At 37.3% G+C, this 24,730-nt stretch carries 22 protein-coding genes; 12 read left to right on the top strand and 10 right to left on the bottom strand.

Translation table 11 applies throughout. From position 1 onward, the window contains the following. On the bottom strand, positions 1–456 hold the full coding sequence (locus FFM71_RS03415; protein ID WP_137610796.1) for a flavodoxin: 456 nt from the start codon (positions 454–456) through the stop codon (positions 1–3). Positions 457–707: 251 nt separating this feature from the next. On the opposite strand from FFM71_RS03415, the gene map reads away from it, so the two are divergent. Genes map through galU form a run of 3 tightly spaced genes read left to right on the top strand, consistent with a single transcriptional unit; the run spans position 708 to position 3,385 of the window. Beyond that, positions 708–1,502, top strand: a complete 795-nt coding sequence (gene map / locus FFM71_RS03410) for a type I methionyl aminopeptidase (RefSeq protein ID WP_137610795.1) — start codon at positions 708–710, stop codon at positions 1,500–1,502. A 15-nt stretch (positions 1,503–1,517) separates the two neighbouring features. Further along, entirely contained in the window at positions 1,518–2,477 is a 960-nt protein-coding gene (locus FFM71_RS03405) for a YihY/virulence factor BrkB family protein (RefSeq protein WP_137610794.1), read from the top strand. After that, complete coding sequence (gene galU / locus FFM71_RS03400) at positions 2,477–3,385, top strand: UTP--glucose-1-phosphate uridylyltransferase GalU (protein WP_137610793.1); 909 nt, start codon at positions 2,477–2,479, stop codon at positions 3,383–3,385. Before FFM71_RS03405 ends, galU begins: the two co-directional genes overlap by 1 nt. A 547-nt stretch (positions 3,386–3,932) precedes the next feature. Here the strand turns inward: galU and FFM71_RS03395 are convergent. Next, on the bottom strand, positions 3,933–4,217 hold the full coding sequence (locus FFM71_RS03395) for a hypothetical protein (protein ID WP_137610792.1): 285 nt from the start codon (positions 4,215–4,217) through the stop codon (positions 3,933–3,935). A 93-nt stretch (positions 4,218–4,310) separates the two neighbouring features. Here FFM71_RS03395 and FFM71_RS03390 point away from each other — a divergent pair, with 93 nt between their 5' ends. The 5 genes from FFM71_RS03390 to FFM71_RS03370 all read left to right on the top strand — a co-directional run bounded on the left by FFM71_RS03390 (position 4,311) and on the right by FFM71_RS03370 (position 10,462). Continuing rightward, positions 4,311–5,465: a thiolase family protein gene (locus FFM71_RS03390; protein ID WP_137610791.1), complete on the top strand. Its 1,155-nt coding sequence runs from the start codon at positions 4,311–4,313 to the stop codon at positions 5,463–5,465. Then, on the top strand, positions 5,462–6,703 hold the full coding sequence (locus FFM71_RS03385) for a hydroxymethylglutaryl-CoA reductase, degradative (protein ID WP_137610790.1): 1,242 nt from the start codon (positions 5,462–5,464) through the stop codon (positions 6,701–6,703). The genes FFM71_RS03390 and FFM71_RS03385 overlap by 4 nt, the downstream gene beginning before the upstream one ends. Further along, positions 6,703–7,857 carry a hydroxymethylglutaryl-CoA synthase gene (locus FFM71_RS03380; protein WP_137610789.1) on the top strand — a complete coding sequence of 385 codons (1,155 nt, stop codon included), beginning with the start codon at positions 6,703–6,705 and terminating at the stop codon, positions 7,855–7,857. Before FFM71_RS03385 ends, FFM71_RS03380 begins: the two co-directional genes overlap by 1 nt. Before the next feature lie 1,009 nt (positions 7,858–8,866). Then, positions 8,867–9,283 carry a MerR family transcriptional regulator gene (locus tag FFM71_RS03375; protein ID WP_137610788.1) on the top strand — a complete coding sequence of 139 codons (417 nt, stop codon included), beginning with the start codon at positions 8,867–8,869 and terminating at the stop codon, positions 9,281–9,283. Between the two features lie 42 nt (positions 9,284–9,325). Further along, complete coding sequence (locus tag FFM71_RS03370; RefSeq protein WP_137610787.1) at positions 9,326–10,462, top strand: NADH-dependent flavin oxidoreductase; 1,137 nt, start codon at positions 9,326–9,328, stop codon at positions 10,460–10,462. A 295-nt stretch (positions 10,463–10,757) separates the two neighbouring features. Here the strand turns inward: FFM71_RS03370 and FFM71_RS03365 are convergent, their stop codons facing one another. The 3 genes from FFM71_RS03365 to FFM71_RS03355 form a co-directional block, all read right to left on the bottom strand. Then, positions 10,758–11,558 (bottom strand): RlpA-like double-psi beta-barrel domain-containing protein, encoded by an 801-nt coding sequence (locus tag FFM71_RS03365; protein ID WP_137610786.1) that lies wholly within the window; start codon positions 11,556–11,558, stop codon positions 10,758–10,760. A gap of 177 nt (positions 11,559–11,735) precedes the next feature. Then, on the bottom strand, positions 11,736–12,215 hold the full coding sequence (locus FFM71_RS03360; RefSeq protein WP_137610785.1) for a nucleoside 2-deoxyribosyltransferase: 480 nt from the start codon (positions 12,213–12,215) through the stop codon (positions 11,736–11,738). A 1,231-nt stretch (positions 12,216–13,446) separates the two neighbouring features. Beyond that, positions 13,447–14,478, bottom strand: a complete 1,032-nt coding sequence (locus tag FFM71_RS03355; RefSeq protein WP_137610784.1) for a branched-chain amino acid aminotransferase — start codon at positions 14,476–14,478, stop codon at positions 13,447–13,449. A gap of 1,106 nt (positions 14,479–15,584) precedes the next feature. On the opposite strand from FFM71_RS03355, the gene FFM71_RS03350 reads away from it, so the two are divergent. Beyond that, positions 15,585–16,436, top strand: a complete 852-nt coding sequence (locus FFM71_RS03350) for an alpha/beta hydrolase (protein ID WP_137610783.1) — start codon at positions 15,585–15,587, stop codon at positions 16,434–16,436. Positions 16,437–16,512: 76 nt separating this feature from the next. On the opposite strand, the gene FFM71_RS03345 is transcribed toward FFM71_RS03350, so the two are convergent. The 5 genes from FFM71_RS03345 to FFM71_RS03325 all read right to left on the bottom strand — a co-directional run bounded on the left by FFM71_RS03345 (position 16,513) and on the right by FFM71_RS03325 (position 21,558). Further along, a complete protein-coding gene (locus FFM71_RS03345) occupies positions 16,513–16,869 on the bottom strand; it encodes a DUF1516 family protein (protein WP_137610782.1) in 357 nt (118 codons plus the stop codon). Between the two features lie 764 nt (positions 16,870–17,633). Next, complete coding sequence (locus tag FFM71_RS03340) at positions 17,634–17,870, bottom strand: SHOCT domain-containing protein (protein ID WP_223876469.1); 237 nt, start codon at positions 17,868–17,870, stop codon at positions 17,634–17,636. A gap of 60 nt (positions 17,871–17,930) precedes the next feature. Beyond that, positions 17,931–18,923 carry a LacI family DNA-binding transcriptional regulator gene (locus tag FFM71_RS03335; RefSeq protein ID WP_171000462.1) on the bottom strand — a complete coding sequence of 331 codons (993 nt, stop codon included), beginning with the start codon at positions 18,921–18,923 and terminating at the stop codon, positions 17,931–17,933. After that, a complete protein-coding gene (locus tag FFM71_RS03330; RefSeq protein ID WP_137610779.1) occupies positions 18,920–20,365 on the bottom strand; it encodes a UDP-glucose--hexose-1-phosphate uridylyltransferase in 1,446 nt (481 codons plus the stop codon). Before FFM71_RS03330 ends, FFM71_RS03335 begins: the two co-directional genes overlap by 4 nt. Further along, a complete protein-coding gene (locus tag FFM71_RS03325) occupies positions 20,365–21,558 on the bottom strand; it encodes a galactokinase (RefSeq protein WP_137610778.1) in 1,194 nt (397 codons plus the stop codon). Before FFM71_RS03325 ends, FFM71_RS03330 begins: the two co-directional genes overlap by 1 nt. Before the next feature lie 146 nt (positions 21,559–21,704). Here FFM71_RS03325 and FFM71_RS03320 point away from each other — a divergent pair, with 146 nt between their 5' ends. The 3 genes from FFM71_RS03320 (at position 21,705) to FFM71_RS03310 (ending at position 24,510) form a co-directional block, all read left to right on the top strand. Then, entirely contained in the window at positions 21,705–22,571 is an 867-nt protein-coding gene (locus FFM71_RS03320) for a DegV family protein (RefSeq protein WP_137610777.1), read from the top strand. Next, positions 22,561–22,917, top strand: a complete 357-nt coding sequence (locus tag FFM71_RS03315; protein ID WP_137610776.1) for a VOC family protein — start codon at positions 22,561–22,563, stop codon at positions 22,915–22,917. Before FFM71_RS03320 ends, FFM71_RS03315 begins: the two co-directional genes overlap by 11 nt. 882 nt (positions 22,918–23,799) lie before the next feature. After that, on the top strand, positions 23,800–24,510 hold the full coding sequence (locus FFM71_RS03310; protein ID WP_137610775.1) for a GntR family transcriptional regulator: 711 nt from the start codon (positions 23,800–23,802) through the stop codon (positions 24,508–24,510). Positions 24,511–24,730 lie beyond the last annotated feature (220 nt).

Below are 24,730 nucleotides of genomic sequence, written 5' to 3'. Positions count from 1 at the left end.
TTACAGATCCATTTCTTGTTCCTTTTTATAAATTTCAACTGCGAAATTGTCGAGGTGATCGATATCATCTTGCTCGGGATCTAATTCAATTTTAACGGCATCGGATCCTTTAGTTGCTCCAACTTTATCAAAAGCTTTGGCAAATTCGTCAACAGCTCGGCAAAAATCTTCATAGAAAGTATCGCCGGAACCACAAACTCCATAGATTTTCCCACTGAGATTCAAATCTTGCATATCATCATAAAAATCTAATGCCTCATCGGGTACGATTCCTTGGTCGTAAGTATAACTGGCAATCACACAAATGTCTGCATCTTCGAAATCAGCGGCATCGGTCTGAGAAACTTCACTCATATCAACGTCGCAACCAAGTTCTTCAAATTTTTCTGTTAAAACGTATGCGATATCTTCGTCATTACCAGTAATGCTGGCAAAGACAATTTTTACTTTTGTCATATTATATTAGCGCCTCATTTATAAATGCATATCTTGAATAATTATAGCAAAAATCAATAATCGAAAGGTTAAAAGTTTGAAATTATTTTATATATGGCCGCCTCCGGGTGTGAGGCATTTAATCCTGCTGTGGGATTGGTTCGAGCTTGAGGTGTGGTGTCATACTTCAATATATCCTATAACAAGGCATTTCAAAAACTACTACAATGTTATAATGAGATTAATATTTTTTTGAAGGGACATGTTATAAATTGATTACATTAAAATCTGCAAGAGAAATAGAAGGAATGAGAAAGTCCGGAGAACTGCTTGCTAACACACACATCGGTTTGCGTGACATTATCAAACCAGGAATTTCATCAATGGAAATTGAAAATTTTGCCAACGACTATATCGTCTCACATGGCGGTCGCCCATCAGAAAAGGGTTTTGAAGGCTACAAATACGCTACTTGTGTCTGTGTTAACGATGAAGTGGCCCATGGTATTCCACGGAAAAATTTGATTTTGAAGAATGGTGACGTGCTAAAGGTTGATATGACGGTCAATTTAGACGGTTATGAAAGTGATTCATGTTGGACTTATGCAGTTGGAGAACTTTCAGCTGAAGATCAAAAATTAATGGACGTTACTAAAAAAGCTCTCTACTTGGGTATTGATCAAGCCATTGTCGGCAATCGTTTAGGCGATATCGGTTACGCCATTCAACACTTCGTTGAAGATGAAAATCATATGGGGGATGTCCGTGATTTGATTGGACACGGTATTCAACCAACGATGCATGAAGCCCCAAATGTGCCTCATTATGGAGAAGCTGGACAAGGTTTAAGATTACGTGAAGGTATGACGATTACAATTGAACCAATGGTTAATTTAGGTACATGGGAAATCAAAGATAAGTTTGTCAAAGCTGACGGTTGGGAATACTTTGTTTCTGCTGATGGTACTGATTCCGCTCAATATGAACATACAATTGCAATTACCAAAGACGGTCCTAAAATTCTAACATCACAAGATCCTGAATATGATGCTAAATATCTACTTTAATAATTGGTGTGAATAATGGAAGAAAATACACAACAGGTGCCGTTATTTAAACAACCAATATCTAAGCATGAAAAATTGGCCGGTTTTGTTAAGTATGTAACTCAAGCAATGAGCGAATCAAATGTACCCATGGCTTCAAAAGCAATCACATATTATATCCTGTTGTCACTGTTTCCAGCTGTCATTGTAATTGGAAATATGATTCCACTATTACACTTAGATAAGCCGACAGTCATCAGTTATATTGAATTTATATTGCCTGATGATCTGCATCACTATTTGTTACCAACAATTATTAAGGTTTTATCTAGTTCCAATAAAGGAATCTTGTCAGTTGGTATTCTGGTGTCTCTTTGGGCAATCTCCCGTGGATTAAATATTGCGCAAACTACGATGAATGAAGCATATGGTTTGGATGTAAACAGTTTATTTGTAGAAAAAACTTTTTTAAATTATATCATTCGTCGTGGTCTAGCATTTGTCACTACACTGATGTTAATCGTCATTGCCGTGGCAGCTATTATAACGTTTACATTTGGTCAACTTTTTTTGAATTGGCTGATTCCCTTGCTACGAGTGAATTCTCGCTGGATAGACGAATTTACTCGTTGGAAATGGCCCTTTGCAATTGTTATAATGTTTTTGATCATGTTTGCTTTATTTTATTTTTTGCCTAATATCCATTTGAAAGTTTATTACATTTTAACCGGAACTGTGATCGCCAGTGTAGGAATCTTAGGATTGTCACAATTGTTTTCATATTATTTGAAATATTTTGGGGCTGCTTGGGATAACTATGGAGCTATCGGAGCGATTATTGTGTTTTTGCTTTGGGTGAATATGTCAGTGACAATCTTTTTATTTGGAAATGCTATTAATGTTGCTTTTGCCGAATCACTTGGCGGTCCATATTTAAGGATAAGTACTGGTAGATTAACTAGTTATTTGCAGTCGCATGAAAAGGAGAGTAATTAATGAAAGTCAGAAAAGCAATTATACCAGCAGCAGGATTGGGAACGAGATTTTTGCCAGCTACAAAGGCTTTGGCAAAGGAAATGTTGCCTATCGTTGATAAGCCAACTATTCAATTTATCGTTGAGGAAGCCAAAGCTTCTGGTATTGAAGATATCTTGATTATTACCGGTAAAAATAAGCGTTCTATTGAAGACCACTTTGATTCCGTACCAGAATTGGAACAAAATTTGGCTTCAAAGAACAAGACTGAGCTACTAAAAGTTGTTCAAGCTACAACTGATTTGGGTGTTAACTTGTACTACAGTCGTCAAGCTCATCCAAATGGTTTAGGAGATGCAGTTTCCCAAGCTAGATCATTTATTGGTGATGAGCCATTTATCGTTATGCTTGGTGATGATTTGATGAAGGATAAAGTTCCTTTGACAAAACAATTGATTGATGATTATGAGAAGACTCATGCTTCAACAATTGCTGTTATGAAGGTTCCTGAAAAAGACGTTTCTAAATACGGTGTGATTGATCCTGAAGGTGAAAATGCCCCTGGTTTGTACAACGTTAAGAAATTCGTTGAAAAACCAAAAGTTGAGGATGCTCCAAGTAATTTGGCAATTATCGGTCGTTACTTGTTAACACCAGAAATTTTTGATTTGTTAGCAACTCAAAAACCAGGTGCTGGTAACGAAATTCAATTGACAGATGCTATCGATCGTATGAATAAAACACAACGCGTCTTTGCCCACGAGTTCAAAGGTCAAAGATTTGATGTTGGTAACAAGTTTGGTTATGTAAAGACAAATATTGAATATGGATTGACTCACCCAGAAGTTAAGGATGAATTGAAGCCATATATTCTTGATTTGGCTAAGCAAATTCAAGCTGAAGATAAGAATAAAAAAACAACTAAATAGGTTGCCTGCTGCCGGCTCCAGAGCTTAGAGTATTAACCTGCTATGCGGACCGGGCCGAGCCAAGGTCTCGTCCCTCGGTTTGAAGCCTTGACATGGTTCGTCAAGTCTCCAAACTCGCCCGGTGGTGTAACGGCTGAAGCCGTAACGCCACACCCACAGCCGGTTAGTACTCTCAGCTCTTCCGCCTAATATTCTTTATTAACGGAATGTTTTGACGGATGTTGCAGTTTAATTATTAATTAAAATAAAAAGAAGTTATTTTTCCCTTGGAACTGCGTCTAAAACGTGGTCCTGAGGTAAAATGGCTTCTTTTTTAATATACTTGAGCATATTAAAAAAACAAAAACATGAGAAATATTTAGAATCCGGAGACAAGTGGTTTGCCAGCAGTGACAGTGGTGTTAGGACGACAAGGTCGTTCTTACAGCACAGACGTATTTTGAGATTCGCGGGCCATGCGAAGCTCAAAATCGAGGTGCGAGACCTTGGCTCGCACCGGTCTCACTAGCGGGCAAACCGCTTGTCCCTGGATACGGCGGCAGTAATACTACCCCAATAACAAACTATCATTCGACACACGAAATCCAAACAGCTGCTTCTGCCCAGCGTCATCTTTATAAAAAACCGGCATTTCATAATATTCTTTTTTATTGAGTAGAATTAGAAATTCCCAATTTTTTAAACCATGCATTTTTGTTGAAGTCTTGAGGATTATTTCATCATCGACAACTTCAAGGTTAACTACAGCTAATCGTTTCTCGTCAGTCTCGACGAAAATACGGTTATTTTTTTTGAAATCATTTAGTAATAAGATTAAATCAATAGTACGCATAAGAAATTTCCATCACTTTTATTTGTTTTTATTGGTTAATTAAATTATCATTAAGGCTTAAGGATATTCTACCAAGTTTGAAGGGAAAAGATTATGGATCCGATTGTAATTATAGATGCAAAGAGAACTGCTATCGGCAAATTTCGCGGACAATTTGCTGATATGACAGCAGTTGAGTTGGGTAGTCAACTTGTTAAAAAACTACTTGATCAAAATAAGGTCAACCCTAAAATTGTTGATCAGTTTATTTTTGGAAATGTTTATCAAACTGGTATGGGTCAAAATACGGCTCGTCAAATTGAGTTAAATGTAGATGGACGTGTTGATGCAACCGCAATGACTGTCAATCAAGTCTGTGGTTCCGGGATGAAGGCTATCTATGAAGGTATCTCGGCTATTACGATGGGAAATGCTGAAATCGTAGTTGCTGGTGGTGTTGAAAGTATGTCAAATGCACCATTTTATGCACCCAGAACAGGTAAGATGGAAGTTAGTCCCAAGTTATCAGACAGTTTATTCAATGATGGCTTGAATGATGCTTTTAATCATTTACCAATGGGTATCACAGCTGAAAATGTTGCCCGCAAATATCATGTTACACGTGAACAACAAGATAAATTTGCTTTTGATTCACATCAAAAAGCACATAAGGCACAATTAAAATTGGCCAAAGAGATTATTCCGATTGAAGTTAACGGTGAAGAAATTATTACGGATCAATCGGTTCGTCCCGCAACTACTTTGGAACAAATGGGTCAATTACGTACTGTTTTTGACAAAAAGGGCACAGTTACTGCTGGAAATTCATCACCAATCAATGATGGCGCTGCTGCGGTAATTTTGATGCGGGAAAGTCGTGCTAAAGAACTCAATCTCAAATATGTTGCTGAAGTCACTGGTTATACTGAAATTGGGATTGATCCTGACTATATGGGCTATGCTCCATATTATGCCATCAATAAATACTTTGATCGTTATAAGACAGCAGTTGATGATTATGATTTGTTCGAAGTAAACGAAGCATTTGCTGCGCAGGCTGTTGCAGTTAGTCGTGATCTGAAGTTACCTGAGGACCGTTTGAACATTTATGGGGGTGCGATTGCTTTAGGACATCCACTAGGTGCAACTGGTACGAGAATGATTGCTACTTTAATCAATTCATTGCAACAAGAAGGTAAGACAAGCGGTTTAGCATCACTTTGTATCGGTGGTGGTATGGCGATGGCAATGGGAATTAAATTACGATGAAAATTTACGAAATGACAGACGAGCAGCGGATTAAGTTTTTACTTGATGGTAATTATATTGATGAGTCACAGGCCAAATTATTACGCGAGCGCCAGACTATTTCAACTGATTTAGCTGATAGTCTCAGTGAAAATCAAATTGGCAGTTTTAGTTTGCCATATGGTTTTGCAACAGATTTTTTGGTTGATGGGACAAAATATATAGTACCGATGGTGATTGAAGAACCTTCAGTCATTGCGGCAGCTTCAAATGCAGCCAAACGAGTTAAAAATAGTGGCGGCTTTAGAACTTTTCCAACTTCAAGAATCGTTTATGGACAAATTGTTTTGGAGAACACAACTACAGCTGAAATCATCAGTCTACAACAACATGATTCAGATATTTTTGAATTTGCTCAACAAGCTCACCCCAGTTTAATTAAACGTGGGGGCGGGGTCGTATCTTTGAAATTCAATCATTACGAACATTTTGAAGAAATTGAGTTAGGCATTGATACCGTTGATGCTATGGGTGCAAATTTAGTTAATACAATTCTAGAAAAGACGGCACAAAAGATTACTTCGATGATTTCGGGGGATGTTTTATGCAGCATTTTATCCAACAGTGGTCAGGGACAAATTATTACGGTCGAGGCAACTGTTGATTTTGAACAATTAAGCACTAAAACGTTGTCTGGAGAAGAAGTTGCTAGTCGAATGGTCAAACTATCAACCTTTGCCAAAGAATCAGTTAAACGAGCAATTACGCACAATAAAGGCATTATGAATGGTGTTGACGCAGTATTGTTAGCGACTGGAAATGATTTTCGAGCTCAAGAAGCTGCAGCTCATAGTTTTGCCTTTGAATCTGGTCAGTATCAACCATTTAGCGAATGGCAAATAGTTAATGATAAATTGGTTGGAACTTTAAAAATGCCAATCGAATTGGGAAGTGTCGGCGGAGCTATCAAAGCTTTACCCATGGCACAATTGAGTTTGACCATGATGAAGATTCAAAACAGCAAGCAACTGCAGTCAGTCGTTGGAGCAGTCGGTTTAGCAAATAATTTGTCAGCTTTGAGAGCGCTAGTTACGACAGGTATTCAAGCGGGACATATGGGATTGCAGAGTAAATCTCTAGCGATATCGGCTGGTGCAGTTGGAACAGAAATTGACCAAGTTGCTCATAAGTTGAACCAAACAAAAGATTATACATTGCAGAATGCAGAGAATATTTTATTAGAGTTGAGGAAAAAATAATGGATGTAGGTATTGATAAAATAGGCTTTTATGTACCAAAAGATTACATTGATATTGTGGAATTGGCAAAGGCTCGAGATATCGATCCTGATAAATTTACAATTGGTATTGGTCAAGATAAGCAAGCTGTTCCGCAGCCTTATCAAGATGCAGTAACATTAGCAGCTAGTTCGGCTGACAGTATTCTGAGCGCCGATGATAAAAAAGATATTGGTCTATTGATTGTTGGAACTGAAAGTAGTGTTGATGAATCAAAGTCTACAGCAGCCTTTTTGGTTGATTTGTTGGATTTACCAGAAGATATCCGTTCTTTTGAAATTAAACAAGCATGTTTCGGCGCAACGGCCGGTTTGCAGTCAGCTTATGATTTTGTTAGTCTCAATCCAGGTAAAAAGGCTTTGGTAATTGCCAGTGATATTGCTCGTTATGGTATCAAAACTCCAGGTGAAGTCACTCAAGGGGCTGGCTCAGTTGCTATGCTGATTAGTGAAAGTCCTCGTGTTTTGAAGCTCGAGCACAAATCAGTTTATATGACACGTAACGTTGGTGATTTCTGGCGTCCTACTTTTTCAAAAGTAGCTTTTGCTCGTGGAAAATTTTCAAATGAAGTTTACGTTGATTTCTTCACGACACTTTGGGACAGATATCAGGCCAAGTATGACGTAACAGCCGATGATTTTTCAACAATGCTGTTCCATATTCCTTATACGAAGATGGGAACGAAGGCTCTGCGTACTTTAGAAGGTAAAGTTTCTGATGAAAAATACGCCGAATTGATGGCAAATTATCAAGACAGTGTTAAATTCAGCCGTGAAGTTGGGAATCTCTACACGGGTTCACTCTATTTAGGTTTATTGTCATACTTGGTAAATGCTGCTAAAGCCAATGAGAACTTGTTATTATTCAGTTATGGATCAGGTGCTGTCGGTGAAATTTACAGTGGTGAAATTCAACCAGGATTTGAAAAAGTGATTGATAAAACCAGTTTAGAGACGATGCTTGAACAACGTCAAAAAATTAGTATTTCTGATTATGAAAAAATGTATGAAGTTGAATATCATGATGGGACAATCGTTGATCCAGCGGGTGTTGACGCCAAGTTCTACTTAAGTGAAATTAAAGAGAACGAACGAATTTATAAAAAGAATAATTAAATATTGTAATCGCTTACATAGAATGTTATATTATAGACGTGGTAAGGATGGAATGTCAGGAACTGTAGCCCTAAAAGAATTTGATTGAGAAAGTTTTATCGTTTCCAGGAGATGGTAGGATTAGTAGAAAACAAAGTAAAATTAAGGTAGTACAGTTCAACGGCATTTTAGGAACTAACGATAAAAGTTAATATAAGATCGACCTAATTAATGTTAGTCGCACAAAGCTCATTACGTATTTCGTTAGGATCCTTTAGTTGAACAATTCATATAGTAAGATATGTTTTAAGTAGTAAGACTCATTTAAAGTTTAGATTCATTTTAACGTTGATGAAACTGCAGAAAATTTCATCTTACCACTTATATCTAACTAGGGACTCTCCAAGTGTAGAGTCCTTTTTTAGTGTCTTCATATTCACAGTCTTTCCAACGCATTAAAACGTGATGACAGTAGTACAAAAATGTTGTAAACGTTTACTGAAAATGTTATATTATAGACGTGGTAAAGATGAAATGTCAGGAACTGTAGCCCTAAAAATAGTTTGATTAAGAAAGTTTTATCGTTTTAGAGAATGGTAGGATTAGTAAGAAACAAAGGAAAGTTAGAGTCTGTACAGTTCAACGACATTTTTGGAACTAGTGCCAAAAGTTAACATAAGATCGACCTAAAAAGTAGTCGCGCAAACTCAATACATGATGCGCTAGGATCCATTAGTTGAACAAGTATTACATATTTATAGTAAGATATGTTTTTCAGTAGTAAGATTCATTTAAAGTTTAGATTCATTTTAACGTTGATGAAACTGCAGTAAATTTCATCTTACCACTCATATCTAACTAGGAGCTCCCAATGTTTGGGGGCTCTTTTTTATTGCCTTTTTTAATGCCGCCTCCGGAATCACTGGAAACCGGAGACTAAAGTTTTGAAATATTTAAAATTTTCTCTTGCAAGGGAGTTAAGTGCAGCGTTTATTATAAGCTAATCGATTAAGAAAGCAGGTAAATTTTTATGAATAGAAAAGAAGTTTCAGAGTTAATTGGATTTTCTGCTGACACGTTACGTTACTATGAAAGAATTGGCGTGATTCCTCCAGTCAAACGTGATAAAAATGGTTACCGATATTATCGTCTCTTGGATATAGATTGGCTATTTTTGGTGAAATGTTTAAAGGATGCCGGATTATCTATGGAAGCTTTAATTGAGTTTACTAAGCTCAATCAACTCGGAGAAAATGAGCCGGCTCAAAAGGCAATTTTACAGGAACAATTAGTGGATCTGGAAAGAAAGTTTGCTGAAATGAAACGGACTCGAAAACTATTACGGCATAAGATTGACACCTTTGAGGATCACACCGCTAAGATGGATGTTGACCATGTTGAGGAACTTTGGAAGATGTCAAAGTTTCAAATACCTAAACAAGAATAAATAGATTTTAAATAAACTACGCAATAATTAAGGAAGATATATATGACAAAGCAATATAACAAGACCCTTGCTCCTTTTAGTTTTAAGAATGGGCTTATTCTGGAAAATCGTATGGTCATGGCACCTATGACTACTTGGTCTGCTAATGACGATGGGACTGTTTCTAATCAGGAAATTGATTATTATCGTCGTCGAGTTAAAGGAATGGGGATGGTAATTACTGGTTCAACCTCAGTTGCTGCAAATGCTATTGGGTTCAGTAATCAATTTGCCGGCTACGATGACAAATTTATTCCAAGTCTTACGCGACTTGCGGATTCTGCTAAGAGTGGTGGATCCAAAGCAATTTTACAAATACTTCACGCTGGCAATAAAACTAACACGGATTTGGTAGATCAAAAAGATATCGTTAGTGCTAGTAATGTTTTGACCAAGGAAAGTACCTTCGTTGAATCCTTTAGTCCCAGAGCATTAACTGAAGAGGAAATTTTGGGTATTATTAAAGCATTTGGTGAAACTACGAGAAGAGCAATCGTTGCTGGATTTGATGGTGTAGAATTGCATGGCGCCTTTGGATTCTTGTTCCAGAATTTTCTTTCACCATACTATAACAAGCGTCATGATCAATGGGGTGGTTCGCTGGAAAATCGAATGCGTTTTGCCTTGGCTGTAATTGATGAAATACAATCAGTCATTAAGCATTATGCAAAGGGTCCTTTTATCTTAGGATATCGTATTACGCTTGAAGAACATCTGGACGGTGGCTTACGTTTACATGATTCATTAGCGTTGATTGATGAACTGATAAAAAGAGATGTTGATTATGTTCATGTGACATTGAATAATGTATTAACTTCGAAGCCAATCGGCAGCTCAGATACAGATGCCAATTATCTGGAAACGTTAGTTAAACATATTAATCACCGTATTACATTAATTTCAGCAGGAACTTTAGATACGCCAGATCAAGCAGAAAAAGCTTTAGACGAGGGATTAGATCTTGCTGCGGTTGCACATGGACTAATAATGAATCCAGATTGGGCGGAAATGGTTAAGAAGGGGAATACGAACGGTATTGAACGGCAACTGCATGTCTCAAAATTAGCGGATATGAAATTGCCAGATAAGCTTTGGCAGATGATAGAAAATTCAGGTGATTGGTTTGATATTGTGAAGTAAATATTTGTTGTATTGATATGTCTATAGAAGCAATCATACTAATAAAATCAATTAGTCGGAAGGGCTGAGAATATTTACCTGCTGTGGGTGTGGCGTTATGGCTTTAGCCATTACACCACCGGGCGAATTTTGAGATTCGTGTACTTTGCGAAGCTCAAAATCGAGGTTCGAGACTGCATTTTGGCTCGAGCCGGTCCGCATAGCAGGTAAATGTTCTCAGCCCTGGAGACGGTCAACAAAAAAAGGATTGAATCCCTCACAGATTCAATCCTTTTTAATATTCAATTATATTTTATTAGCCAATTACTTGAACAGTAACGTTTTGGCGACCAAATTGTAATGCTTGTGAATTAGGCATAGCGATGTCTAATTGGTTAGGATTGCTGTAAGCAAACAATCCAGTATCATTAACAACACGATCGAATGTTTGACCATTGCTGGCAGTAATTCTTAGATGTGTACCCTTAGGGAATTTTGATAGGTTAGCGGCAACACCACTGTAACCCATGCTTGAACCTAAAACGGCTGGGTCATAGGCTGTAGCGTTCATTGTAAGTGTTTGTTTAACGTTGTCATTTGAGAGATATTCTCCCTTGATCCAACGACTCATACCAACATCGTACCATGTGGCACCACTAGCATCGGTTTCGCTTTGGTAGACGTGAACCATATTTCCACCTGATACTGAGTAACCATTGAAGCTACCGTTTGGAGCATCATAAAGGTTAACGCCACCATTAGCTTTAACATACATGTCCTTGTTCAAAGCAACAGCAGGGGCATTGTTTGAAACGTCAGTAGAAGCTACCCAAGCGTTATTAGCAACTTGGTAGTATGTAACACCATTAACGTTAGCAATCTTGTTTGTACGCCATGCAGACTTGTTTTGAAGTCTAACACCATTGAAGTTCATATTTCCTTGGCTATCTGGAGTTGTGTAAAGTGTAGCTCCATTAGCATTTGAGACATAAATAACACTACTAGTATCTGACATTGAAACTGTTGCAGCATCGACAGTTTGTGATTGAACGCTCACACCTACAAGTGCAAGTGATGTAACTGTTAATAGTGATGCTACGAAATTTTTAATCTTCATTATAAAATGATTCCCCCGAATTAAAAAACGTGATTTTGTATCTTTTTTCTCAACGGAAGTAATCATATAACGTCTAGACCATGAAATGTTGATTATAACTCAACTGTAAATTAGTTATAACTTAACTGTAAAGACTACGTAATGGAATTGAAACGCAAATGAGTCAAAAAATATAAATTAATTTTTAGTATAATTTTTAATGGCAGTTAGCATGTCATCGATATTGTTGACCATAATACCATTCATTTTGATCAAACCGATTGTGTAATTATTGATATATGCAAAAGGATTTTCACCAATTCCCTTTACAGCCTCAAGCTTTTCAGGATTCTCGAAACCATGTTGTCGTAGGTCAGTATAAACGCCAATTACAGGGATTTCTTTTCCAAAAGCCACACCAATTTCTGAAGCCACACCATCATCCATTGTGTCACCATCAAGAATTGCAACGACTAAATCGGAAGAAAGAAGTTCTTTATTGTCTTCTTGGGCAATTTTAATCGAATCGGCATAGTTCATTTTATCGTTAATATCGCCATTTTCTTGAGGAAGATAGACTTCAATACTACCATCCATTTTTCTGATTTTATCAACTACAACTTCATTGAACATTCTGTCTGCTAGAGCAAATAAACCATTAGCAAAATAAATTTTCATTAAAAAATCCTTCTTTCTATTATCTATTCTGTAATAGTTTATCATGCTTGTATTGTTAACTAAAGGTTGAAAGTTTAGTTAAGTATGCCGTTCCGCGCAGCAATTGAATACTCTCAGCTCTTCCAACTAATTTATTCTTTTAATGGCAGGAACAATAGATTAAGATTTTTGATTATTTAAATCGGGCTTTAAATAAATTAGCTCTAGGTCTGTAACTACAACGTTTATATCACTTTTTCACCTTTCAACCTTCAGTTGTTAATTAAAGGTTGAAAATTTGATGCATTATGCCGTTTCCAGAGCTAAAAGTATTCATATGCTGTGTGGAATGGCCGAGCCATAATGCGGTCTCGAACCTCAGTGGTATAATTTAAAGCACTAACACCACTTCCGCTGCAACTGAATACTTCAGCTCTTTCAACTAGTCTATTTTTTAATGCTGGGAACAATAAAATGAAGACCTCTGAATATTTAAATAAATTAGCTTTAGACTTGTAACAACAATGGTTATATTAATTGTTCAACTTTAGTAATATGAAGAAAAGCCTAGCTGATATAAACTTGGTCGATATTATATCAAATTGGAAAAACACGAATATGAAATATAACATTTATTATTTGATAAAATATTCCATTTTTTGATAATTTTTTTTACGTATAGGGATAAAAAAAGTGTGACCATAGCAGTTATAATGTTTTTGTAAGGTTCAAATGGTAATGAATCCTAGTTTGTTAATTAGGGTGTTGAGGACATTGTCAGTGGATCCTACTACCTCATTAATTTTGTTGTTGCGCTGTTGCCGGATCCCCCTTCGACAGGTGTGCAACAACGTACAACTAATTTTCCCAACAATATAATAAATAAAAATAGTCTAACCTCCCCGGGTTAGACTATTTTTATTTATTATATGTTTCTAAAGAGTAAAAAGTGAAAAAAATGATATAAAAATTGCTGTGATAGTCCTAAATTAAATTTATTTAAATAGCAAAAGATAATAATTGTACATTTTTATTATTAAAAAACTAGTTGGAAGAGCTGAAAGTATTCATTTGCCGCGAAAGTGGCGTTAGAACTTTACTCTTACACCACCGGGCGTGTTGGAGACTTACCGGTTTTTGGTAAGGCTTCAACCGAGATTCGAGACCGCCTTTTGGCTCGGATTGTACCGCGCAGCATATGAATGCTTTCAGCTCTGGAAACGGCATCAAACTTTCAACCTTTAGTTAGAGATTATTCGACTACTTGAATCCAACCTTCAGGTGCTTCGACCGTTCCAAATTGGATGCCAGTCAATGTTTCATATAATTTCTTAGTTACTGGGCCAACTTCAGTTTCACTATAGAAAACATGAAGGTCACCATTATGTTCTAGGCCACCGATAGGTGAGATAACGGCCGCAGTACCACAGGCACCAGCTTCTTTAAAACGGTCCAGTTTATCAATATAGACGTCACCTTCCTCAGCTCCAAGACCTAAACGGTTCTTAGCTAGCCAAAGTAGAGAGTATTTCGTGATACTTGGTAGAATCGAAGGTGATTTTGGTGTTACGAAGACGTTGTCTTTAGTGATACCAAAGAAGTTAGCTGAACCAACTTCTTCAATCTTTTTGTGTTCGATAGGATCAAGGTAAACACAGTCCGCAAAGCCGTTTTCGTGTGCTTGTGCGCCAGGGTAAAGACTAGCAGCGTAATTACCACCAACCTTACTTTGACCAGTTCCCTTATGAGCTGCACGGTCATATTGTGAAGTAGTGAAGTTAACGGGTGTTAATCCACCTTTGAAGTAGTTACCAACTGGCATGGCAAAAACAGTGAAGATGTATTCTGGAGCGGCATGAACTCCGATTTGTTCACCGGTACCAATGATCAATGGACGAAGGTAAAGTGTGGCTCCGTTGCCATAAGGAGGAACAAAATCAGCATTGGCTTTAACAACTGATTTTACAGCTTCAACGAATTTGTCTTCTGGGAAAACGGGCATTAAGAGTCGTTCACATGAGTCCTTCATACGTTTAGCATTACGGTCAGGACGGAATAATTGGATGTGATTATCAGGTGTTCGATAAGCTTTCATACCTTCGAAAGCTGCTTGTCCATAGTGTAGGACAGGTGATGCTTCACTGATGTGAAGTGTACTATCCTCAGTCAATCCAGCATCTTGCCATTCGCCGTCTTTCCAATGAGCAGTAAAACGGTAAGGTAAATCCATATAATTGAAACCTAAATTGTTCCAATCAATTTTTGTTGCATCTGCTTTTGCCATATCTTATGATCTCCTTTGTTAAATCCAATCTAATATATTAAAGAAAAATTAAATTTATTAGATTTATCATAATTAATGTATTGAGAAGTGTCAATGACAAATTTGAATTAAGCTAATTTTTTCTAATGTAAGGGTTTTTCTTAGGATTAGGTGTTTTGTATCTATACAATGGGGTGTGTATTAAGGAATGCCGCCTCCAAATTTCAGTGATTCCGACCACTATGCGACCGGCTCGAGCCAAAGTACGGTCTCGAACCTCGATTTTGAGCTTTGCAAGAACCGCAAATCTCAAAATACGTCGGTTGAGTAAGGACTAAAGTCCTAACTCAACTTGCACAGTGGTCTCCATCACTGAAATTTGGAGGCTAGATTATAGTTTTGGGAATACAAATGTTTACTTAATAATTATTTTGACATTCCAATTAATGTGAGTGTATACCTGTGGTGCTAGTTAAATATGCCGTCTACAGAGCTGGAAAATATTCACTAGCTGTGCGGAACGATTCGAGCCAAAATACGGTCTCGAACCCCACGGCACACAAATATTTTCCAGCTCTTCCGACTAGTTAATCGTTCACAAATTGAGTAAAAAAAGCTCAATTGTTTTATATCCAGCCTGTTTTAAATTTTAATTTGGAAAATATAATTGATGCGAATATTTGTAATTAATTATCAACTAGCGCCATGCGTGAGTGTATATATGAAAGTTATTAATAGATTTTTTTAACAAATAGGTTTTAAGATAAATTGGTGTAAATAAATAGCGTAAATTTTATAGGTATGATAAAGGAAATTTATAACTAAATATCCTTTTGCAACAAATTATAGAATCTATCTACTAAGGAACTATTAAAGAACCATTAGTCGGAAGAGCTGAGAAATATTTGTGGGCAGTGGAAGTGATGTTAGAGCTTTAGCTCTTATACCACCGGGCGTGTTTGGAGACTTACCGGTTTTTGGTAAGGCTTCAAACCGAGACTTGAGACCGTTTCTCAGGCTCGGTCCGGTCCGCACAGCCGGTGAATATTTCTCGGCTCTGGAGACGGCATATTTAACATAATACTATGTACTAAAGAACGAAAAGAAAAAGTTTAGAGGGTAATAATATGGGGAAAAAGCGTTTAATTCTTTCAACTGTACTTGCTATTTTAATTTTGATTGGCGGTTTTTTTGGATTTAGTCGGCACACTCAGGCTGTCAATACTGAAAAATATGTTCAGAGTTCGACTCCGACTTTGTTTTTCCACGGTTATGGCAGTAGTTTTAACGCTGAAACGCAGATGACTGGAGCTATTAAAGATGCTGGTGTGACTAAGAAAATCGTGCGGGTAAATGTTAGTCCAAATGGTTATGCGAAGTTGATTGGTTCGATTCCAAAGAATGCCAAAAATCCGCTGGTTGAAGTTAACTTTGATAATAATAAAATGGACGATTATTATACTGCTGCCAAATGGACAAAGAGTGTAATCACGCTTTTACAGAAGGAATATAAGTTTAAGAGTGTTAATTTAGTCGGTCATTCGATGGGAAACATGGCTATCAATTATTACATTATGGAAAATGCTGGCAAAAAGGGAATGCCTAAAGTTAACAAGGTTGTTGATATAGCTGGTCATTTTAACGGTATTTTAGGAATGGATGATAAGGCCAATCAAATGAAATTGGCCAGTAATGGTAAGCCAAGCAAAATGGATAAGTCATATAAACAACTCTTGAAATTACGGAAAAATTATCCAACTAACACACAAGTTTTGAACATTTATGGCGATATAGAAGATGGAACTAATTCTGATGGACGAGTTAGCAATGCATCTTCCAAATCCTTGAAATATCTAGTTTCGGGACGAGCCAAGTCATATCGCGAGAAAAAAATTAAAGGTAAGATGGGACAACACAGTAAATTGCACGAAAATAAGCAAGTTGATAAATTATTAATTAATTTTTTGTGGAAAAAGTAGGAATTATCTCATTATTGGAAAAAAAGGTATATTCAAAGTAATCCAAATTCCGGATTGCTCTGAATATACCTTTTTTTTAATGTTTAACGAATGGATACCAGCCAGCTAAAGCAAAACCAATCAAGGCAGTAACGATACAAAAAACAATTACAGCCCAAACTAAAGTTTTGTTGAGCGTCTTTTGTTCTTTACGTGCAAAGGCAATTTCGACTAACCCAATGAAAATCAAAGCAACGATAACTTTTACGATCAATAACGTTGGTTCAACCGACCAAGCATGTAATCCCAATTTGATACCCGTAGCGATAATGACGATATATCCTACACGAGTAATCATTTCATAAATTTTTGTATTTGAATTTGTAAATAATACCAGTAAAATCATAACGGCCATAATCAGCCAAGTAATCAAATGTGTCCATAACCAAACCATAAGTAAAATCCTCCAATGGAGACTATCATAACATTGGAAACCAAAAAAGAGACTAAAAGTTGTTTTCAGTCCCTTTATTTTTAAGGTATTTGCGTCAATTGTTTAAATACTAAAGGTTGAAAGTTTAGTTAGGTATGCCGTTTCCAGAGCTGAGAGTATTCAATTGCTGCGCGGAACGGCCCGAGCCAAAGAGCGGTCTCGGACCTCGGTTGAAGCCTCGTAAAAACCGCGAGTCTCCAACACGTCCGGTGGTGTAAGGACTAAAGTCCTAACGCCACTTTCGCTGCAAATGAATACTCTCAGCTCTTCCAACTAGTTTGTTTTTTTAATGACAGGAATAATAAAGCAAAAACTCCTGATTATTTAAATAAATTAACTCTAGGCCGGTAATAACAATGGTTATATTAGTTTTTCACCTTTCAACCTTTAGTTAAATATTAAAACTAACAAAATGAGCTGTATCACACCTAATTATTTGGTTCATTAAGCGTGATACAACTCAGTTTTATATAATTTGACTTTAATTAGAAATCTTAACTCATATAAAATTATACTGATTAACAGAAAATAAATTAGTCGGAAGGGTGGAGAATATTTACCCGCTGTGGATGTGGCGTTACGGCTTCAGCCGTTACACCACCGGGCGTGTTTGGAGACTTGACGAACCATGTCAAGGCTTCAAACCGAGATTCGAGACCGTTTCTCAGGCTCGAATCGGTCCGCATAGCAGGTGAATATTCTCCGCCCTGGAGACGGCAAACCCTTTAACTGTTCAGGTTTTCCTTACGTTTCTTATAATCATCATCAGAAACATTACCTTTAGCATATTCCTGATTCAAAACTTCTAAGGCACTAACTTTATTACGATGATTGTGGTTATTATTGATCAAATAAACGGCAGCAATGATAATAAGTAAAATAATAATGCTATATAACCAGAAGCCACCGCCCATGAAGCCCATACCGCCAAAACCAGAACCGCAATTTCCGAATCGCATCATAATGTCCATCTCCTTAAATGCTTTTGCTTACATTATATAAGGGGCATGAAGTGGTCGCAATTAAAGTGTACTTTGACGAAAGACCATTTTGGTTGCTAATTCCATTCGCTTGGCAACGTGTCTAGGATTGGTCAAAATATCCTGCATCAAATCGACTGCGGCGCCACCCATTTGGACTGTGGCAACGTCAACAGAGGTGAGTTCAGGATTGACATAACTTGCCAATGTTGTGTTGTTGAAACTGAAAATGCTTACACGTTCAGGAATTGCAATATTAGCTTCTTGCAGAGCTTTTAAAGCACCAGCTGCCATTGGATCATTAGTGATAAAGAATGCATGTGGTAAGTCTTCTGAAGATTCAATGGCCTTTTTCATCTGCTTATAGCCAGCACCTTTAGTAAAATCACCTTTGAAACACAGTTGTTGTTGGAAAATATTTTGACTCATCATGGCATTTTTGAAATTGTTATAACGCAAATCGGGAATTGTTCGAAGGTTGTCGGTTGAAGTTTCTTCACCATAAATCAGGCCAATGTCCTTGATACCTTGGCCAACAAAGTAATTCACAACTTGTTTGGTGCTGTATTCGAAGTCGGTTATAACGGTATCAAACCCTTGAGAAAATTGATCATCATCAATAAAAACAAGGTTGTGACTGATTTCTGACATCTGATCTACTTGAGACTGGCTATATTTTCCAATGGCAATAATACCGTCAATATCAGCGGGTATCTCTGCTAAATCATTATGGAAGATTCGACTGACTTCGAAACCATACGTTGGGGCCTGTTGCTCGATGCCTTCACGAACGGACATATAATAAAGGTCATCTTGCTCTTTGGATTCAGAATACCATTGGACAAGGGCGATATGCTTTTGAAAACGAGTGTTGCGACGATTAGCTTTGCGATAGTTCAATTCCGTCGCAATTTTTAGAATATTTGTTCTAGTTTGATCGGTTACAGAGAGCGTTAAATCATTGTTAAGAACACGAGAAACTGTTGCTGGTGAAACATTTGCTCTTTTTGCAATATCACGTAAAGTTGCCATTATTTGAGGCTTTCAATGAATTTATCAAAGGCATTTTGTCCCTTTTCATCCCACTTGAAGACACCAGCATCTTCGAGGACTCTTGCAAAAACTAAGCCAGTTTCTTTATCAACGATTTCTGAAACATTGTCGGCAGTGAGATCATATTTAGTCTGTAACTCATCGGCCCAAGTTTTGTGATATGCGGCCATTTTGTTTGGTTGTTTTAAGAGATATCTTTCGACTTCTTTTAATTCAGTTTTTAAACGAGCTGGTAAAATTGCACGACCCATGACTTCAATCAAACCAATATTTTCTTTCTTAATATGTTGGACATCTTGATGGGGATGGAAGATTCCATCAGGATATTTAGTTGAGGTTTGATTGTCACGTAAAACAATGTCTAAAACGTAATCAACACCTTTACGATAGGCAATTGGAGTGACAGTGTGATGGCGTGTTTCATTTGTATAAGCTCTGACATCAACTTTTTCATCAGTATAGTTCATCCAATTCTCATGAATTAATGTTGCTGCTTTAACCAATTCTTCAGGATCACTACTTGTTAAACGAATCGTTGATAATGGCCACTTCACGATACCAGCTTTAACATTAGAGACGGGAATTTCGATGTCTCGTTCGATTGGAGCTTTCATCATTGGAAAGTCATGACGTCCACCTTGATAGTGGTCATGACTGAGCATTGAGCCACCGACAATTGGCAAATCAGCATTACTACCGACAAAATATTGCGGAAAAATACGGATAATTTCGAGCAAATTATTGAAAGTATGTTGATTGATCACCATTGGTTGGTGAATGCGATTAAGGAAAATGGCATGTTCACTAAAATAGGCATAAGGCGAGTATTGGAACCCCCAAGTTTGACCACCCAGAGTAAAACGAATGACACGATGATTGCTTCTGGCAGGATAACCTAATCTACCAAGATAGCCTTCGTTCTCCATACAAAGCTGACATTTAGGATAACCATTTTGAACTTGCTTACCAGCTGCAGCAATAGCTTTGGGATCTTTTTCAGGTTTAGAAAGGTTGATAGTAATTTCCAAATCTCCGTAATTTGTTTTGACGGAATAAGAAATATTCTTGGCAATAGCTTTAGTTTTGATATAGTCGTTCTCTTGGCTCAATTGATAGAAGTAATTTGTAGCTTTTTCAGGACTCCGTTGATAAAGATTCCAGAATTTATCATTAATTTTTGAAGGTAGGGGTGTAACAAAATCCATCAATTGGTCATTGAGAATTTCTTTGGAAGTTTGGCTGCCATCAATTTTTTTGTTTATGATAGCTGTTTCAATTAGCGCAATTTTTACGTCATCGTTTGATTGATGATTGTCGTCACCAACAAGTGCACAGATACGATTGTACAAATAGATACGATCGAGTTCTTGATAATCGTTATCGGCAGCAATAATTTGATTAACAAATTCATCGACACAAGACATTATCTATTCTCCTCTGTAATTTTAAGTTGACGAGGTCCGTCAGAAATTTCAGCAATGTAAAAGTCTGCCGCATAGCCGATTTTATCTTGATATATTTGACCAACATTTTGTTTGAAACTTTCAACTTGATCTTTTTCAACAAAGGCAATTGCACAGCCGCCAAAACCAGCTCCGACCATTCGTGCACCGAGAACACCAGGTTGTTTCCAAGCAGCCTCAACGAGAGTATCTAATTCAATGCCGGTAACTTCGTAATCATAGTGAAGTGAGATGTGTGAGGCATTGACAAGCTTGCCGAATTCTACGAGATTATTTTCTTGCAAATACTTGATGGCCTTAAGGGTTCTTTGATTTTCAAAGACTGCGTGACGGGCACGACGAATCAAGATATCATCATTTATCAAGTAAGAATTGCGGTCGAATTCGTCAATTGAAAGTTCACCTAATGATTTAATATCCAATTTCTTTTGTAAGAGGGCGAGAGCTTGTTCACATTGACTGCGACGTTCATTATATTTAGAATCAGCCAAAGCACGGTGCTTGTTAGTATTCATGATCACAATTACGTGGTCACCTAATTCAACTGGAGCGTAGTGATATTCCATCGTATTCGTATCAAGCAAGATAGCTTGGTCCTTTTTACCCATTCCGACGGCAAATTCATCCATAATACCGGAGTTAACGCCGATATAATTGTTTTCGTTTTGTTGTCCCATTTTAACGATATCTAATTGATCTATGCCTAAATAAAAGGCGTCATTTAAAATATTACCCATTAATAATTCAATCGAAGCGGATGATGAAAGACCAGCGCCATCGGGTAAATTACCGTGGAAGTATATTTCAAAGCCATGATCAATATTGTAGCCGGCCTTCATCATCAAATAAATCATACCTTTGACATAGTTTGCCCAACCGTGTTTCTCATTATATTCAACTCCATGAATTGAATCGATGAAAAAAGTTACAACGCCATTATCAGGCAAGTTTTCAGAATAAACTTTGATCATCAAGTCTTCACGGCTTAAATATGCTGCGTACGTTCCCAAACTGATAGCACAAGGAAAGACATTGCCACCATTGTAATCAGTATGCTCACCGATTAAGTTAATTCTTCCGGGTGAGAAAAATAGTTTTTCCGCTGGTTCGTTAAAAATCTTTTTAAATCCGTGCAAAACTTCTTTAGTGTTCATAATCATTCTCCATATTTACTAAATATTTACTTAACAAAATGATAGCGCTTTCTAATAATTAAAACAAGGTCTATAGATTTAATAATTTCTATAAAATGTTATTATTATAAGCATGAATGCCCGCAACGGGAACAGAGGAGAATGCCATGAAAACCGCAGTGGTTACTGATACAGCATCTTACTTAACACCGGAACAAATTAAAAAATATAATATTACTGTTTTGCCAATTACCGTAATTTTGGGGGAGAACCAGTATAAAGAAACAGAAGAGTTAACAGATGATAAATTTTACGACTACTTGGCTAATGAACCTGAGTTGCCAACGACGGCGCAAGTATCAATGGGTCAAATTCAAGAAGCCTATGATCGTCTAGTTTCTGAGGGATACGATACAATCATATCCATTCACTTGTCATTAGGAATAACGTCATTTATGGATAACTTACGTATGTTTGTGAAGGACTATGACAAAGCCAAAGTTTATCCATTCGATTCAATGGCTGCGAGTGCGGCTGAGGCTGACCTCGTGATGTTGGCTGGCTCCTTGGCTCAAAAGAACGTCGATCCCGAAGAAATTGTCAAACAATTGTCTGATTTACGTGATTCGACAGATATTTATTTTGCGGTAAATGACTTGAAACATCTTAGTCGTACCGGTCGTTTGAGTAATCATTCCGCTATTATTGGAAGTTTGTTAGATGTGAAGCCAATTTTAACATTTAAAGATGGTAAAATTTATGCGATTGGCAAAGAAAGAACGATGCGTCGTGCCTATCGAATGATTCAAACAGAAATTCAAAAATACACGGACGCCCATCCAGATTGGAAATTACACATCACGGTGGTTGATTCCAATAACCGTGAATTGTTAGATAAGTGGGTTGCTGATTTCCAAAATAATTTTCCTGAAGCTCGAGTTTCCAAGAGTCATTTAGGACCAGCAATCAGTGTCCATACTGGTGAAAAGACGATGGGTGTCGTTTGGGATAAGGACTTTTTAGATGAAAACTAGGATTATGATTTACGTCGAGGACGTTGATATGAGTGTTGCATTTTGGACTGATGAATTTGGTGCTCAAGTAGTTGCCCGTCAAACTTTAAATGGTGGCTATCAAAATGTGATTGTGGGTATTTCCAGTGAGGTTGAACTGTCGATTTTTCCACGCGATTACATAAGAATCTATTCACCAGAAGTGGCTGAGAATGTACCTTCATTGATGTTCTTCTCAAAAGATTTCGATAAGCTACATGATGAATTACTTGATGCTGGTGAAATCACTGAAGTAAACGGTGTTTTGACATTTAACTTTACTGATCCTGAAGGCAATTATTTTGTTGTTGCTAAGGATGTAGAATAGTTTAAGTATGCCGTTTCCAGAGCTGAGAGTATTCAATTGCTGCGCGGAACGGCCCGAGCCAAGGAGCGGTCTCGAACCTCGGTTGAAGCCTCGCAAAATTCGCGAGTCTTCAACACGCCCGGTGGTGTAATTGCTGAAGCAATAACGCCACTTTCGCTGCAAATGAATACTCTCAGCTCTTCCAACTAATTTTTTTAATAGCTGGAACAATAAAACAAAGATTTCTGAGTATTTAAATAAATTAGCTCTAGGCGTGTAATAGCAATCGTTAGATTGATTTTTCACCTTTCAGCCTTTGGGTTTTTACTAAAGGTTGAAAGTTTAATTAATTATGCCGTTTCCAGAGCTGAAAGTATTCATTTGCTGCGCGGTACGATTTGAGCCAAAAGGCGGTCTCAAATCTCGGTTGAAGCCTTACCAAAAACCGGTAAGTCTCCAACACGCCCGGTGGTGTAAGGACTAAAGTCCTAACGCCACTTTCGCGGCAAATGAATACTTTCAGCTCTTCCAACTAGTTTTTTTATAATAAGAATGTCTAACTGTGATCTCTTGCCATTTAACTAAATTGGTAAATAAATTGAATTTAGGACTGTAACAGCAATGCTTATATCACCTTTTCATCTTTCAACCTTCAGGTTTTGACACTAAAGATTAGATAGCCCTGGATTTACAGGGATGTCTAATCTTTTTTTCTGTCATTAATTTTGGAATTGTCGATTATTTTAACGTAATTTATTAATGATTGCGGTTATACAGAGAAAAAAGAAGAATGGCCTTACTAGTTCGATTCAAAACATTGACAAAATGTAAATTTCAAAAAGTTGCATGCTATTTTGGTAGTTAATAGAATTAATTTATAAGTATGAGAAAGGACAATTTCTTATGAAAATTAGCCTTCAAGAACAGTTGATCAATCAGCTTACCATTTACGTGCAAAATCTTGCCCCTAACGCTAAATTGCTATCGGAGCGCCAATTAGCAGACAAGTATGAAGTGTCTCGTAATACTGTGCGAGCTGCCTTATTTGATTTGGAAACGATTGGATTGGTTCGGAGAATTCATGGAAAAGGAACTTTTGTTAATCGAACTAATCTTGATAATGATCTCAGTAGTTGTTATAAATTTGGTCAACAGATGCGAAGACTTGGTCGAGTTCCGACGACTCAAATAATTAGCTTTGAGAAAAAAGAAGTTAACGCCTATTTTGCCGAAAATATGAATTTAACGGACGGTGAAATTATTATTAAAGTTGAACGACTTCGACTGGCAGATGGTGAATCGATGATGTTTGAACGGACTTATTTACCATTGAAGTATTTTTCAACTCTGAGTGTGAACATGTTACAGGATCAGTCAATGTATGATGTTTTCAGGGATGAATTTCATGAAAATGTTGATTACGCTGATGAGTATTTTTCATCTGGAGTTATCAGTGATATTGACAGTAAAGTGATGGGATTGCCAGAAGGAGCACCATGCCTACTGTTAAAACGCAAGACGTATGACATGCAAAAGCATTTGATTGAATTTACGCTGAGTACCGCTCGGAGTGATGAATTTGGTTACCATGTCAGACATGATGTAGAAGAATAAAATAGGCTGAAAGTTTAGTTAAGTATGCCGTTTCCGGAGCTGAGAGTATTCAATTGCTGCTCGGAACGGCCCGAGCCAAGCGGTCTCGGACCTCGGTTGAAGCCTCGCAAAACCCGCGAGTTTTCCACGTCCGGTGGTGTAATTGCTGAAGCAATAACGCCACTTTCGCTGCAAATGAATACTCTCAGCTCTTCCAACTAGTTTATTTCTTGATGGTAGA

Origin of the sequence: Companilactobacillus huachuanensis (assembly GCF_005404815.1) — a bacterium.
Lineage (GTDB): Bacteria > Bacillota > Bacilli > Lactobacillales > Lactobacillaceae > Companilactobacillus > Companilactobacillus huachuanensis.
This window is presented reverse-complemented; position numbering and strand designations above follow the sequence as displayed.